General features: G+C 66.8%; 12 protein-coding genes and 2 pseudogenes. 6 read left to right on the plus strand and 8 right to left on the minus strand.

Annotated features, from left to right (window positions below; all coding sequences use genetic code 11):
- The first annotated feature begins 118 nt into the window (after positions 1–118).
- The gene (locus EEB18_RS01605; protein WP_187140397.1) at positions 119–1,024 is read left to right on the plus strand and encodes an alpha/beta hydrolase; all 906 of its coding nucleotides are present in this window, start codon (positions 119–121) and stop codon (positions 1,022–1,024) included.
- Positions 1,025–1,051: 27 nt separating this feature from the next.
- A complete protein-coding gene (locus tag EEB18_RS01610) occupies positions 1,052–2,053 on the plus strand; it encodes a LacI family DNA-binding transcriptional regulator (protein ID WP_187140398.1) in 1,002 nt (333 codons plus the stop codon).
- A 4-nt stretch (positions 2,054–2,057) separates the two neighbouring features.
- Here the strand turns inward: EEB18_RS01610 and EEB18_RS01615 are convergent, their stop codons facing one another.
- Positions 2,058–2,987 carry an alpha/beta hydrolase gene (locus EEB18_RS01615; protein ID WP_187140399.1) on the minus strand — a complete coding sequence of 310 codons (930 nt, stop codon included), beginning with the start codon at positions 2,985–2,987 and terminating at the stop codon, positions 2,058–2,060.
- A gap of 154 nt (positions 2,988–3,141) precedes the next feature.
- On the opposite strand from EEB18_RS01615, the gene EEB18_RS01620 reads away from it, so the two are divergent.
- From EEB18_RS01620 to EEB18_RS01635, 4 genes are read left to right on the plus strand one after another with little or no spacing between them, the layout of a single operon-like run.
- Entirely contained in the window at positions 3,142–5,448 is a 2,307-nt protein-coding gene (locus EEB18_RS01620; protein WP_187140400.1) for a TonB-dependent receptor, read from the plus strand.
- Between the two features lie 4 nt (positions 5,449–5,452).
- Entirely contained in the window at positions 5,453–6,409 is a 957-nt protein-coding gene (locus EEB18_RS01625; protein WP_187140401.1) for an alpha/beta hydrolase, read from the plus strand.
- Between the two features lie 18 nt (positions 6,410–6,427).
- Positions 6,428–7,921: an alpha,alpha-trehalase TreF gene (gene treF, locus EEB18_RS01630; protein ID WP_187140430.1), complete on the plus strand. Its 1,494-nt coding sequence runs from the start codon at positions 6,428–6,430 to the stop codon at positions 7,919–7,921.
- 17 nt (positions 7,922–7,938) lie between these two features.
- Positions 7,939–9,528, plus strand: a complete 1,590-nt coding sequence (locus EEB18_RS01635) for a long-chain fatty acid--CoA ligase (protein ID WP_316248982.1) — start codon at positions 7,939–7,941, stop codon at positions 9,526–9,528.
- 159 nt (positions 9,529–9,687) lie between these two features.
- Here the strand turns inward: EEB18_RS01635 and EEB18_RS01640 are convergent, their stop codons facing one another.
- The 7 genes and pseudogenes from EEB18_RS01640 to EEB18_RS22825 form a co-directional block, all read right to left on the minus strand.
- The gene (locus EEB18_RS01640; protein WP_187140402.1) at positions 9,688–10,701 is read right to left on the minus strand and encodes an alpha/beta hydrolase; all 1,014 of its coding nucleotides are present in this window, start codon (positions 10,699–10,701) and stop codon (positions 9,688–9,690) included.
- The gene (locus EEB18_RS01645; RefSeq protein ID WP_187140403.1) at positions 10,701–11,930 is read right to left on the minus strand and encodes an MFS transporter; all 1,230 of its coding nucleotides are present in this window, start codon (positions 11,928–11,930) and stop codon (positions 10,701–10,703) included. Before EEB18_RS01645 ends, EEB18_RS01640 begins: the two co-directional genes overlap by 1 nt.
- A gap of 647 nt (positions 11,931–12,577) precedes the next feature.
- A complete protein-coding gene (locus EEB18_RS01650; RefSeq protein WP_077029207.1) occupies positions 12,578–12,778 on the minus strand; it encodes a helix-turn-helix transcriptional regulator in 201 nt (66 codons plus the stop codon).
- Positions 12,775–12,999, minus strand: coding sequence for a DUF2274 domain-containing protein (locus EEB18_RS01655; protein ID WP_187140404.1), 225 nt, complete (start codon positions 12,997–12,999; stop codon positions 12,775–12,777). Before EEB18_RS01655 ends, EEB18_RS01650 begins: the two co-directional genes overlap by 4 nt.
- The gene (locus EEB18_RS01660) at positions 12,996–14,219 is read right to left on the minus strand and encodes a TrbI/VirB10 family protein (protein ID WP_410468117.1); all 1,224 of its coding nucleotides are present in this window, start codon (positions 14,217–14,219) and stop codon (positions 12,996–12,998) included. The genes EEB18_RS01655 and EEB18_RS01660 overlap by 4 nt, the downstream gene beginning before the upstream one ends.
- Positions 14,216–14,683 (minus strand): annotated as a pseudogene (locus tag EEB18_RS01665) (TrbG/VirB9 family P-type conjugative transfer protein); the annotation flags it as partial. The pseudogene EEB18_RS01665 and the gene EEB18_RS01660, both read right to left, overlap by 4 nt.
- Before the next feature lie 9 nt (positions 14,684–14,692).
- A pseudogene (locus EEB18_RS22825) lies at positions 14,693–14,926 on the minus strand (hypothetical protein); the annotation flags it as partial.
- Between the last annotated feature and the right edge of the window lie 283 nt (positions 14,927–15,209).

The raw sequence follows: 15,209 nt of genomic DNA on the forward strand, positions 1-15,209 counted from the left end.
GCCGTGCGCGATTATCGCGTGGATGATGGACCGAAACCGGCAGGCCGATGACCCGCCCCGAAAGGTCGTTGGACAAATGCCCTTCGCGTTGTTATCGATGTCATCGGAAGGATATTCGATGCTCGATCCCGATATTGCCGCCTTCGCCGGTCCGCCGCAGGAGATGCCGGCGCTCACGCCCGAACTGGTTCCGCTGCTTCGCGCGAACATGGCGATGATGGCGGCGGCGATGCCGGGGGCCGCTATCGATCGGGTCGAGGATTTCGACGCCGACGGCGTTCCGGTTCGTCTCTACCGCCCCGCTTCCGACCGCCCCTTGCCGCTCCTCGTCTTTCTCCACGGCGGCGGCTGGATGTTCGGCGACCTCGATACGCATGACGCCATGACCCGTCACCTCGCCGCGGCGAGCGGCTGCGCGGTCCTCGGCGTCGGTTATCGCCTCGCGCCCGAGCATAAATTTCCGGCCGGGCTCGACGATGCGATGACCGCCTTCGACTGGGCGCGCCGATCGGCGGCGGACCTCGGCTGCGACCCGGTCCGCGTCGCGCTCGGCGGCGAAAGCGCCGGCGGCAACCTGACCGCCGCGGCGACCCTGCGGCTCCGCGACGAGGGCAAACCGCAACCGCTGTTCCAGCTGCTCATCCACCCCGCGACCGATATGAGCTTTTCCCTGCCATCGTTCGCCGAAGTCGCCGCACCGGGGCTGTCGAAACCCTATCTCGATGCGTGCCGCGAATATTATCTGGGCGATACGCCGGAATCCGATCCGCTCGTCTCGCCGCTGCTGGCCACCAACCATACGGGCCTCGCGCCCGCGATCGTCCTCACCGCGTCCGAAGACCCGCTGCGCGACGACGGCGAATATTATGCCGCGGCGCTGGTCCGGAGCGGGGTCGAAACGCTCGCCTGCCGCCTTCCCGGCCTGCCGCACGGCTTTCAGTTCCTCCCCATCACCATCGCGGCGGTCGCGGCCGCCAATGACTTGATCGGAGGGCTGGTCCGCCGCTACTTCGCCTGTAGATAGGGACCGGGTTTCAGGGGACGTGCAGCGATGAGCAGAATCGGCAAGAGCGAACGACCGACCATGGAAAGGGTCGCGGCGCTGGCCGGTGTCTCCAAGATCACCGTGTCGCGCGCACTGCGCGGCAGCGACCTCGTCCGTCCCGAAGTGCGCGAACGCATCGCAGAGGTGGCGAAGCAGGTCGGCTATCGCATGAACGTCGCGGCGCGCAGCCTGCGGACGCGCGAAACGCGGACGATCGCGGTGGTGATCGACCATCGCGATCCCGACCACCAATCGCACACCGATCCGCTGATCCTCGCGATCATCGGCGGGCTGCTTGAGGCGCTGACCCCGGCGGGCTATTCGATCCTGCTGACGACGAACGAGCATTTCCTGTCGTCCAACGCGGTCGGCGCCGACGGCGCGGTCATGCTGGGTCAGGGCGAAGGCGCGCAGCGGGTGACCGAGGTTGCCGCGATGAACCTGCCGATCGTCGCCTGGGGCGAACCGGTGCCGGGGGTCGGCATCAAGGTGGTGGGCAGCGACAACCGCATGGGCGGCAAGCTCGCCGCCGAGCATCTCGTCGCGCACGGCGCTACGCGCCTGCTGTTCCTCGGCGACATGCAGCATCCCGAGATCGCCGCCCGCCTCGAAGGCTTTCGCGAGGCGCTGGCGGCCAGCGAGGCGCGGCTGGTCGGTGCGCTGCCCTGCCCCTTCACCCCCGAAGGCGCGGCCGATGTCGTCCGCCGCGCGCTCGACGACGGCACGGCGTTCGACGCCATTTTCGCCGCGAGCGACTTCATCGCCGCCGGCGCGTGCGACGCGCTGCTGGCGCATGGCACGACGGTGCCGGGCGACGTCGCGATCGTCGGGTTCGACGATGCGCCGATCGCCAGCGTCCACCGCCCGTCGATCAGTTCGATCCGGCAGGACGGCGCCGCCGCGGGCCGCACCCTCGGCGCGGCGATCGTCGCGCTGATCGAGGGAAATACGAGCACGACCGCGCATGCGCTTCCCGTCGAACTCGTCGCGCGCGAAACGAGCCGCTGACGTCTCAGCCGAGATATTTGCGGAAGAAGCCGGCGACGATCTTATAGGTCTCGACCGATTCGGGCAGGTCGACGTCCATATGATGCGCGTGCCACAGCCCGTCGAACAGGACGAAGCTCGCCTCGACACCCGCCGCGAGCAGGCGGCGGTGCATCACCGACACCGCGCTCGCGGCAAAATCGCGCGTCGCCGAGATCAGCAGGCTCGGCGGGAAATGCGCGAGCAGTTCGGGGTGCCCGGCCGCCAGCACCAGCGGATCAGAAAGGTCGGCGCCCGAGAAATATGGCAGGTCTTCGATCTTCGGGGTCGCACCCGAGCGGACGCGCGGATCGAATAAGGCCTGCGCCAGCGCCGCATCGCCCGCAAAGGGGACCGGCGCGCCATGGAACAGCCCGATGGCGCCGGGCGGCGGCAGGCCCTGATGAAGACAATGCGCCACCGCCTGCGTCGTCAGCACCGCGCCCGCCGAACAGCCGTAGATGCCGATGCTCGCCGGATCTACCGTTTCGGTCACCGCGCGATAGACCGCGACGATATCGTCGACCGCGGCGGGATAGATATGGTCGGGCGCCAGGCGGTAATCGATCGCGAGCACGCGCATGCCGGCGACCGCTGCGATCGGCACCGCCTCAAGCAGCGCCCCCGGCCCTTCGCCCCACATGAACGCGCCGCCGTGCAGGCAGAGCAGCACCGGCGATCCGGAGGCGCCGCCCGACGGCACGACGTCATAAACCTTCACCCCGGCGATCTCGCGCTCGGCAATATCGACGGCATATCTGGCCGTCGCCTTGTCGAGCAGGCGCTGGTTGTAGGCGGCAAAATAGGGACGCGCTTCCGACAGGTCCGCCGGAGTCGCGGATTCGGTCAGGAAAGCGGCAAACCGCGCTTTCGCTTCCGTGCTGACCCACGGGCCGAATTGCTCGATATCGCTCATGACATCCCCATCCTGCTATCGATATCAGTTATCGACTTGCCCTATTGATAGCGCCCCGGCGGCTTGAAGCAAGAGCTATTGACATCGATATCATTTTCCTTCATCCGCTGTCTCGACCGGATGAATCCGGCTATCCTTTGGGAGGGAAGAGATGATGTCGATGCGTTCCGCCTTTCTTGTCGCACTGGCTTGCAGCGCCAGCTTGCTGCCCGCCGCCGCGTTCGCGCAGGCCGATGCGGCGCCCGCCGACCAGCCGGACACGTCGGCCGAAGACGGTCGCGGCCTCAATGACATCATCGTCACCGCGCGGCGCCGCGAAGAAAAGCTGCAGGACGTGCCGATCGCCGTCACCGCCTTTACCGACGAGGCGCTTGAGCAAAAAGGGGTCACCGACCGCACCTCGCTCGCCGACAACACGCCTTCGCTGTTCACGATCAGCGGCGGCTACCCGCGCGAGTTCGCCTATTTTGCGCTGCGCGGCCAGGGGCCGGCGTTCGGCTCGACCCCCGGCGTGGTCAATTATTTCGCCGAGGTCCCGAACAGCGTCAACGTCGACGGCCGCGTCGGCACCTATTTCGACCTCGCCAACATCCAGGTGCTCGCGGGGCCGCAGGGTACGTTGTTCGGCAAGAATGCGACCGGCGGCAACATATTGTTCGAACCGGTCAAGCCGAAGGACGAGTTCGAGGGTTATGTCCGCATCCAGCTCGGCAATTATGACGACCGCCGGATCGAGGGCGCGCTCAACACGCCGATCGTCCCCGACCGCGTGCTGCTGCGCATCGCGGGCGAGGTCGGCCGCCGCGACGGCTATACCAAGGACGTCGGCCCGTTCTTCGCGGGCAAGGATTATGACAATCTCGCCTATGAAAGCTTCCGCTTCGGGCTGACCCTGCGCCCGACCGACAATGTCGAACTTTATACGATGCTGCGCTATTATCACTCGGACAACAATGGCGGCGGCACCGTGCTCGGCGCGTACAACCCGGCGGCGGGTTTCGACGCCACGCCGCTGGGGCTGGGCTTCCTGCCGGTGGCGGCCTTCTATCCAGGCGTGCTGACCGCGGTCGCCGAACAGCAGGCGCGCGGCCCGCGCCGCGTCTCCTATGACCTCGACCAATTCTCGGAGACGAAATATTGGCAGGTCATCAACCAGGCGTCGGTCCAGCTGACCGACAACATCAAGCTGCGCAACATCGTCAGCTATTCGGAGCTGCGCACGATCTACGGCTATGATTATGACGCGATGCCCTTCCCGATCGCCGGGCAGCGCGGGCGCATCCCGACCGTCGCACCCAATTTCTTCACCGAGGAACTGCAGCTGCAGGGCACTTTGTTCGACGACGCGGTCGATTTCTCGGTCGGCGGCTATCTCGACCGCCAGAGCTGGAGCGATCCCGCGGGGATCGAACAATATACTTTCTTCCCCATCGGCACCCTGCTTCCGACGATCTCGGGCTTCTTCACCCAGACGAACAAGAGCGAGGCGGTCTTCGGGCAGGCGACCGTCGACCTCGGCAAATTGTCCCCTGCGCTGACCGGGCTCAGTGTCACCGGTGGCCTCCGCTACACCTGGGAACATAGCTTCACCTCGCAGACGATCGGCGGTCCGCCCGCGGTCTCGGGCTCGGTCGACAGCGATTATCCGAGCTACACCGCGACCCTCGACTATGATGTGACACCCGGCGTCCATGTCTATGTCACCGCGCGCGACGCGTATAAGTCGGGCGGCGTCAACGGCCCGGTGCCGATCGGGTCGGCATTCCGCACCTATGCACCCGAACGCCTCTCCGACATCGAGGTCGGGCTGAAATCGCAATTCTCGCTCGGCGACGTCGACGTTCGCGCCAATGTCGCTGCCTATCGCGGCATCTACGACAATATCCAGCGCACCACCGCGGAAGCGGTGCAGACGCCCGCGGGCACCGTGCTGCTCAACGTCACCCGCAGCGCGGCGAAGGGCAAGATCCAGGGGATCGAGCTGAACCTCGCGGTCATGCCGGTGCAGGGGCTGACGCTCAACGGCAGCTATTCCTACATCGACGCGCGCTACACCGAAGTGGCGGATGCGAGCGCGGGGGCCATCTTGAACGGCGCGCCCTTCCCTTACACCCCCAAGCATAAATTCTCGGTCGGCGGCTCGTACGAGACCTCGCTCGGCAGCGTGGGCGACCTGGTGCTCGCGGCCAATTATGTGCGTCAGACCAAGGTTTCGACCGCGCAGACCAACAGCAGCTTCTATAATTTCCTTCCCGCCTATGGCCTGCTCAACGGCAGCATCGGACTGAAGGACGTCGGCGGGCGGCCGATCGACTTCACATTCTTCGTCAACAACCTGACCAACGAGGCGAAGCCGGTCGGGGTGCTCGACCAATATGCCCAGTCGTCGGGCATGGTAGGGCTGACCTATAGCGAGCCGCGGATGTACGGGGTGCGGATCGGCTATCGGTTCGGGAACTGATCCGATGGCAGACCGCCCCGTGCAACCACCCTTCGCGCCGACCGTCAGCGAAGAAGCGCGCGCCGCCATGGCGCCGTTGCTGGCGGCCGGCTCGGCACCCGAGATGACCGCGACGCTGATGCGCAACACGATCACGCGCAAGGCGGTCCGCGCCGCCGCCGCCAATCATCTGAGGCCGCTGAACAAGAGCCGCGCCAGGCGCTTCGACGTCGCGGTGAGCAAGGACAAGATCGCGGGCGTGCCGGTCAAGCTCGTCCGGCGCCGGGCAAGCGAAGCGGCCGCGGACCAGCGGCTGCTGATCAACTTCCACGGCGGCGGCTTCATGGTCGATTCGGGGTCGGAGACCGAGACGATCCCGATCGCCGGGCTGACCGGGATATCGGTCGTCACGGTGATGTACCGCATGGCGCCCGAACACCCCTTCCCCGCCGCGGTCGACGATGCGCTGGCGGTCTACACCGATGCTCTCTCGCAGCGACCGGCGACCGCGATCGGCATTTACGGCACCTCCGCCGGCGCCGTTCTGACGGGACAGCTTCTGGCACGGATCAAGGCCGAAGGCCTGCCGATGCCCGCAGCGGCGGGCGTCTTTTCCGGCTCGGCGGACCTCGCGCTGGTCAGCGATTGCGAAGCCTTTCTGCCGTCGATCATGGGCGCACGGACCGCGCCCGACACATTGGCCGACTATAGCGCCGGGACCGAGCGCACCGACCCGCTGCTGTCGCCGCTCTATGGCGACCTGTCCGGCCTGCCGCCGACGCTGCTGATGACCAGCACCCGCGACCAGTTGCTCAGCCAGACCGTGCGCTTCCATCTGGCGCTGCGCAAGGCCGGGGTCGATGCCGACCTGATGGTCTATGAGGGCATGCTCCATGCCTTCTGGGCTTATATGGAATGCCCGGAAACCGAAGACGCGCTCGCGGCGCAGGCCGCCTTTTTCAGCCGCCACCTGGCCCGCTGAGCCTTGACCCGATCACCCATGCGCCCCGACCCCAGTCCCGCCGACCTGTTCGGCCCGCTCCTCGCCAAGGTACAGGAGCGCGCGATCCTGCCCGACGGCAAGACCTTCGTCGACGCGCTGCCGAAGCGCCCGGTCGCCGAGATCATGCGCGACTTCGCCGGCCTGCCCGCTGGCGACGACGCGCTGCGCGCCTTTATCGCGGACAATTTCGATCTGCCCGCGACCACCGAAACCGCAGGACGCACGGCCTCCGCCCAGCCCGTCCGCGCGCGGATCGGCGCGATGTGGAAAGAACTGGCGCGCGCACCCGATGACCTTGTTACAGGCGGGTCGGCACTGCCCGTCCAGCACCGGCACGTCGTACCGGGCGGACGCTTCCGCGAAATCTATTATTGGGACAGCTTCTTTACCATGCTCGGCCTCGTCCGCGACGGCGAGCTCGAACTCGCCAACGGCATCGTCGACGCGATGACCGACCTGATCGAGGCGCATGGCCATGTCCCCAACGGGACGCGGACCTATTATCTCGGCCGGTCGCAGCCGCCGCTGTTTCACATGATGGTCGAATTGCTCGACGACCGCCGTCCCGATGTCGCCGCGCGGCGATTGTCGGCGATGAAGCGCGAACATGGCTGGTGGATGGCTGGCACCGACGAACTGGCGCCCGGTCGGTGCGCGGCGCGCGGCGCGCGGCTGGCGGACGGGCGGCTGCTCAACCGCTATTGGGATCCGCGCGACACACCGCGCGACGAAAGCTGGCGCGAAGATGTCGCGACCGCCGCAAAAAGCGGCCGCCCTGCCGGAGAGGTCTACCGCGACCTGCGCGCCGGGGCCGAAAGCGGCTGGGATTTCTCGTCGCGCTGGCTGGGCGACGGCACGCTCGCGTCGATCCGGACGACGGCGATCGCCCCGGTCGACCTCAACGCCTTTCTGTTCGGTCTCGAAACCGCGATCGCCGCGAGCCCGGACGCCGAGGCCGGTCGCTACGCCCGACTGGCGGAGCAGCGGCGCGACGCGATGAACCGCCACTTGTGGGACGCCGAGGGCGGCTATTTCGCCGACCATGACATCGACAGCGGCGCATTGCGCACGCCGCTCACCGCCGCCGCGCTCGCCCCGCTCGCCGTCGGTGCCGCGACGCAGGAGCAAGCCGACAGCACCGCCCGCGTGGTCGCAAGCCACCTTGTCGCGCCCGGCGGCCTGCGCACGACGCTCGTCGAGACCGGCGAGCAATGGGACCGCCCGAACGGCTGGGCGCCGCTGCAATGGATCGGCGTCGCGGGTCTGAAACGCTATGGCCATGACGCGCTGGCACGCGACATCGCCAGCCGCTGGGTCGACACGGTCGGCGCGACCTTCGCCCGCACCGGCTTACTGTTCGAGAAATATGACATCGAAGCGGCCACCGTCGGCGGCGGCGGCGAATATGAGGCGCAGATCGGTTTTGGCTGGACGAACGGCGTCACAGCCGATTTTATCGACGGCTACGCGCTCCTGCCCTCCGGCAAGTGACGCACTGCGGGAGAGAAATGACGATGCTGCCCGGCCTGATGCAGGATGCCCCGCTGCAGATCAGCGCGATCCTGACCCACGCCGCCCGCGCCCACGGCGCGCGCGCGATCGTCTCAAAGTGCGTCGACGAACCCCTGTGGCGCTACGACTGGGCCGGCTGCGAGCGGCGGTCTCGGCAGGCGGCACAGATGCTCGGCACGCTCGGCATCGCCGGGGGCGACCGCGTCTCGTCGCTGGCGTGGAACACCCACCGGCACCTCGAGCTTTTCTATGCCGTCCCCGGCATCGGCGCGGTGCTCCATACGGCGAATCCGCGGCTCAGCGACGAGCAGATCGCCTTCACGATCAACCATGCGGGCAGCCGCATCCTCTTTTTCGAGGCAAACCTCGCCGACCTCGTCGAGCGGCTGAAACCGCTGCTTCCCGCCATCGAACATTTCGTCCTGCTGGGCGATCCATATGAAAATCTGATCGCCGCCGAGGATGGCGAATTCGACTGGCCGCGCTTCGACGAAAAGGCCGCGGCCTTTCTCTGCTACACCTCGGGCACCACCGGCGATCCCAAGGGCGTGCTCTACAGCCATCGCTCGATCGTGTTGCACGCGATGGCGGCGGGGCTGAGCAGCGCCTTCGGGTTCAGCGCCTTCGACACGATCATGCCCTGCTCTTCGATGTATCACGCGACCGCCTGGGGCCTGCCCTTCGCCGCCGCGATCAATGGCTGCAAGCTCGTGCTGCCGTGCGACCGGATGGACGGCGCCAGCCTCGCCGAACTGATCGCCGACGAGGGCGTGACCTTCTCGGGCGGCGTCCCGACGATCTGGACGATGTATCTCGCGCATCTTGAGGCCAGCGGCCAGGGCGTCGGCGATTTGAAGCGCCTCGTCATCGGCGGATCGGCGGTACCGCGCGCGATGGCCGAGACCTTCCGCGAAACATATGGCGTCACCGTGCTCCAGATCTGGGGCATGACCGAGACCAACCCGCTCGGCGTGATTTCGACCCCGACCCCGCTGCTGGCAGCCGAGGGCGAGGACTATGCGACCGAGACGATCCTGACGCGGCAGGGCCGGATGCAGTTCGGCATCGAACTGCGCATCATCGACGACGACGGCGCGCCGCTGCCGTGGGACGGCGAGCAGGCCGGCGCGTTGCAGGTGCGCGGGCCGTGGGTCGTCGATCGCTATTATCCCGACTTACCCGCCGCCCATGCCGACGGCTGGTTCGACACCGGCGATATCGGCACGATCGACCGCTTCGGCTTCCTGCGCCTGACCGACCGCGCCAAGGACGTCATCAAATCGGGCGGCGAATGGATCAGTTCGATCGACCTGGAGAATGCCGCGGTCGGCTGTCCCGGCGTCCGCATCGCCGCGGTCATCGGCGTGCATCATCCGAAGTGGGAGGAACGACCGTTGCTCGTCATCGAGCCGCACGACGGTGAGCGGGTCACCGCCGCGCAAATCCGCACCCATCTCGAAAGCCGCGTCGTGCGCTGGTGGATGCCCGACGATATCCTGTTCGACACCGTCCCGCTCACCGCGACGGGCAAGATCGACAAAAAGACGCTGCGCGACCGCTACCGCGACCATCTGGCGAAGGGCTGATCGCGGCCTCCAATTTGCCGTCACCCCGGGCTTGACCCGGGGCCTGCCTTGTCTTCGATCGACGGCGACGGAAGGAAGGCGGGTCCCGGGTCAAGCCCGGAATGACGACGGGACATGAGGCTACGCCCGCGTCCCACCCCAAAGCCGCCGCCCCGCGCGCTATTTCGCGCCCGCCAGCCTATCCTTCAAAAACCGCGCAACCAGCTCGTTCGCCTGATCGCTCTCGGGCGCCGCCATATAGGCCCAGAAGGCGTGCGGCAGCCCGTCGAACACCACCAGCCGCGCGTCGACGCCCTTTTCGGTCAGCGCCCGCGCGAAGATCGCTGTCGGGCTCAGCAAGAAATCGCGCGAACTGGTGAGCAACAGCGTCGGCGGAAATTTCGACACGTCGCCGCGGATCGGCGACAGGATCGGGTCGGTCATCGCCGTCTTGCCCGCATAGGCCGCGACCCAGTCGAAGCCCGGGCCCGGCATCCAGCTTTCGGAATCGCCGCGCACCCCCAGGTCCGCGCTGCCCGAGAGAAAGCCGAGCGCCGCCGGCATCGGCCGGCCGCTGCTCGCGAGCTTCGCGACGAGTTGCCCCGACAGGACCGCGCCCGCCGACGTCCCGAACACCGCGATTTGCTTCGCGCCCCGCTCCTTCTCAAGCGCCTGATACACCGCTAGCGCATCGTCGAGCGCTGCCGGATAGGGGTTCTCGGGCGCCAGCCGATAGAGCACCGCGACCACCGGCAGGCCCGTGCGCGCGGCAATCGGGATCGTCTCGGTCAGTGATCCCGAATCGATCGCGAAACCGCCGCCGTGCAGGTTGAGCAGCACCGGCCCCTTGCCGAGCGCGCTCACTCCCTTGGGATAGATAATGCGCACCCGCACCCCGGCGATCGTCGCTTCCTCGACCCTTACCTCGTACCGCTTCTGAAGCGCGGCCCCCATGCTCGCCTGCATCGCACCGATGAAGGCGCGGATGTCGGGGAGCGGCGGCAGCGGATCGGGCATCGCCTGCGCCGCCGCGGCGGCGGCCGCCGCCTTGCCTTCGGGGCTCAATGTGTCGGGCAGCGGCCAGTTCTGCAGGCCCAGCGTCGGCAGAGCGGCGGGCGCGACCTGCGCGGCGACGGGAGTCGGCATCGCGCTGGTCAACAGTGCGGCGAGAAGGATCGTTATGCGGCGCTTCATCATTCGGCTCCCGATACGGACATGGCGTCCTGATTGGGGTGGGTGTCGGTGGCGCTGCGCCGCGGCCAGGCGCAGAGCGCGCCGAGCAGCGCGAGCACCGACATGGCCAGATAGGCGACCGCCAGACCCTGGTTCCACAGCAGCCCCGACCCGACCATCGCGACCGCGAGAACCGCGCCGAGCAGGACCGCGTTCATCCCCTGTGCGGTGGCGGTAAGATGGCTGGGTACCCGGCGCGCGATCACCAGCATGATCCCGAGGATCGTCCCGGTCGCGGTGATGCCGTTGAGAAGCTGCCCCACGACCAGAACCGGCAGGCCGGGACTCGTCGCCATGATCGCCCAGCGCAGCGCGCCGGCAATCGCCCCCGCCACGATCAGCAGACGCGGGTCGCGGTTGCCGAGCAGCTTCGCGCCGAACCAGAAGGCCCCGATCTCCGCCGCGACCGCCAGCGCTTGCAACAGGCCGATCACCGTGGTCGAAATGCCCTGCGCTTCCCACTGAATCGCGCCGAAGCTCGTCAGAACGCCGTGGCTGCCCATGATCAGCGACGCCGCGACCATCGCGAGAATCAGGCCCCCGTCGCCGAACAGGTCGCGCCAGCGGCCGCCGACCGCCGCATCGACGGCGGTCAGCTTGCGGTCCGCGGGCAGCAGGACCGCGACGATCGCCGGAGCGATCAGCAGTGTCGCGACCATCAACGGCAACATCTTAAGGCCGAACATACTGATCGCCCAGCCGGCGGCGGCGTTCGACACCACCACCGCGATCGATCCCCAGACGCGCAATCGCCCGAAATCGAGCGACCGGCTGCGCACCGCCATCACCGCATAGGCGTCGGTGAGGACCGGAATCTGGTCCCACATGATCGAAAAGATGATGACGATGCCGATACGCCCGGCATGATCGGGCTCGCCGAGCAGCAACAGGATGATCGCGGCCGAGGCGAGCGAGGTATAAGCGATCGCATTGCGCACCCATCCGCGCCGCCCGACGAAGGCCGCAAAGGGCGCGACGGTCAGCAGCCGCAGGATCATCGGGATCGCGAGCAGCACGCCGATTTCCTCGGCCGAGGCACCGGTGGATTTCAGCCACAGCGGCAGGAAGGCGAAAAAGCCATAATGGACATAGAGCGCGAGATAGAGGCCCGACACGCCGAACCCGAGCCGGCCCGGATCAGCGCCGCCGGAAACCGTTCGCGGCGACGCGCTGCCCTGTGTCGAATCCATCGCTCTCTCCCGTTATGGGCCGCGCATAATCAAAATTGATATCGATGTCATTCAAATTCGCATCGAAGGAAAGGCGGCACGCCTCGCAATCCGCGCGAAGCGGGGCGGGGAAGCTATTCTGTTGGAAATGGTGGCAGGGCTTGTATCGAACGCAGAAATTAGCGTCTAATTTAACAATAGGTTAGGTCGTCAAGAGGGCTTAATTCCCCCACACTTTCCCCCACACTTTCGTTCATTAGGCGAAAAGATTCGAACGACCGTATTCAGAAGCGCATCCATTTTCGTGGAAAATCTCGTCTCGATCAACCCCCGTTTCGAATGAGAGAACACTCGCTCGTCTGATCAATGCAAACGATGAGAATGAGCCGGAGCGGTCACAGCATTGCTCCGGCCGGAACACCGTCGAGGAGTGGGCAGCGACAGCCTGCGATTGATTTCTGCTGGGGAGTGTTGCGGCGACCATTCGGGCAGATCCGAGAGTTGCGGCGACCGCGCATACCGGATGATGCGCCGTATGGAGACAGTCGGGCAGCGCTTGTCGCGCGGGTGCCCGAGACGCTGTTTGAGTGCGGCTTGGCAATGGCCGAGCCTTATCGTCAAGCCAATCAACTATCCACGCGGGTGAGAAGGCGCGCGGCAACCCATTCTCAGATGTCGGCTCGGTAAGAAGGTGGGTCCTCAATCCATTGATCAAGCTGCGATTCACGCCAGCCGACCGAGCTTTTGCTCAGACGGATTTGCTTCGGGAAAGTCCCTTCAGCGATTTTCTCGTAGATCGTCGATCGCGACAGTCCCGTTCGCGAAATAACCGTCGGGAGGCGTACGAGTCTGTCCGTTCCTCCGCTCATGCTTTCCTCCGGCGTTGTTTGCTGAACTCCCGATCACTGCCGATGAACCGTCCCACCATCGGCGCGATTAATTTTTCGGGCGCGAGCGGGGTGGCCAACCCGTTCAATCTTGCGTGGATGGCCGCATAGTCCGCAAGATCGCGCACGAGGGATCCTGGCAGCTCGACAGTCAGCTTGACCGGCCGCTCCTCGACGACCGGACCGAGGCGCAGCTTGCTCATCGCCGGCTCCTCGCCAGCGGTTCCTCGAGAATAAGATCTCGGGTCACGATCACTCGCAAGGAGAAGCCCGGCCGCACTGTGAGCGTCGGCGGAACGGAAAGTTCGCGTTCGACTATCCGACGCCCGGCCTCGTTCGTGCTGTCCTGCCAACCCGAGCGTAGTGCCCGGACGAGTTCATCGCCGTCCGCGGCAAGCTCCGTGCCGATCCCAAGGAACGATGACACCAACGCTGCCCGAAGCATCCGGCCCCAGTGATTGTTCACCCGGTCCTCGGCACCGGCCAAACCCGAGGCGTCGCCCGCGGGCTGGCGATCGAGCCGGATCGACCCCCCGCCCGGAAGAATGAGACGATCCCATGCAAGCAGGACGCGGCGCTGGCCGGCTGCGACGTCGCTGTCATACTCGCCGACAAGCCGCGCACCTTGTGGAATGAGGAGCAGCCGCCCAGTCGGGCTATCATAAACATTCTGCGTGACCTGCGCGGTAATCTGGCCGGGGAGGTCGGACCGGATTCCCGTGATCAGAGCGGCGGGGATAACCGTGCCAGCCTGAACCACGGCCGCCGAACTCGGCGCGACGATCCGCTCGGAGCTTTCGAACGCGCGCTGCGGCCCGCCGGCGAGAAAGGCTTTGCGCGCCGCCGTAGGCGTACCCGCCTCCTTGGCTGGATCTGCGGCTGCCGGCTGGCCATCGAGAATTTCGGGCGCGGCGGCCACTGCGCTGCCGCCGCCCAGAAACAGGCGGCTTCCCTCGGCCGCCTCGCGCTCCTGCAGTGCGCGCTGCCTCGCCTGCTCCCGCGCGATTTGCCGGGGATCAGGCGTTGGCGGCCCCATCGCCGGGACGGGAACAGGCTCGCCCGCCTTTTGCGCCGACACAATCGGCCGACCGAGGTCCCCGGGGAGCGGCGGCCCGAGCTTGGGGACGGCGCCATAGTCTGCGGGCGCCCCGGTCACGGCCTCGGACCGGTTCGGCGACGTAACCTCGTAGAGCTCCTGCGCCGCCTTCGGATCGACCGGGCGCAGCGCCCAGAGAAGCGCGCCGCCGATTGCGATCCCGGCGGTGCCGCCGAGCACCGCAAGCGTCTTGCGCGAAAGGCGCATGACGCGAGGCAGTTCGCCCTCAAGACGAAAACCGTCGGGGCTCGCAGGCGCTACCACTGCCGCGTCAGGTGCCATTTCAGCGGTCGGAGCCTCGCCTTCGGCGTCCTCGGGCCGGCTCACGGGCGTACCCGCGCAGCCGACGCATCGCGAACGATACGGACCTTCTTCGCCGCCTTTCCGGCGCCCAAGCGAAGCTCGCCGCGAACGAACAACCGGTCGACGATCATGAAGCGGCCGTCGACACGGTAGTTCAGAAGCTCGGCCACGCCCTTCTCGCCGACCGCAAAGAGCGGCGGCATCTCGCCGGTCGCGATCGAAGGGCTGAACTCAACAAAGAGCTGTCGGCCGTCGTCGAACGCGCGCACCGGGCGCCATGGCGCCTTGTCGCCGCTGATCCGGTAGGCGAAGTTAAGCGACGGCAGATTGATCCCGCTGGCGGCGGGCGCGGCCCTCACACGCTCGGCTTCGGCCGCGCGAAGCGCGATCAGCTCGTCCTGCGGATAGCGCCACGAGACTGCGGCCATATAGGTCGAAGGCGTCGCGCGCAGTTCAATGTGGTAAGTTCGGCGGCTCGTGTTGATGACGGGCTCGCTTTCCTTCATCTTGCGGCCGTTCGGGACGATTGCGATCGGCACGGTGACCATCAGGGTCGCGAGCGTGCCTTCATAGCTGCCGTCGTCCTTGAGGGTCAGATTTCCGATGGTGGTACCCATGTCCAGTCTCCTTTGATGCTCGGGGACCATCCCCGATGGCGCCAGAAGGAGGGGCCGTGAGCCGCCGTCACCGAGCGCATGCGAGGGCGAACCCCCGCAGGGGGTTGACGGCATTAGGCGAGCCGAGCCCCGCAATCAGGCAGCCAATGAGGGAAAGGTCCCATGCAACGGGAGCCGAGGGGTCACAGCGGAACTCATGACTCCGGATGCGAAAGCCGGGGCTCACGGCTGCCCGGCCCACCCCGCTCCACGCCCCGTCCCCGCTTCCCGGCGCAATGCCCCGCACCTTCGATCTGCCGCACCGCCGGCTCGTATCTCCGCCCCGCGGCAAACCCCCGGCACCCTCGCTTTCCGGCTTTTCATCCACAGCGATGATACCGCTTCGCCGCAGCGCGCC

This window comes from Sphingopyxis sp. OPL5 (assembly GCF_003797775.2).
Lineage (GTDB): Bacteria > Pseudomonadota > Alphaproteobacteria > Sphingomonadales > Sphingomonadaceae > Sphingopyxis.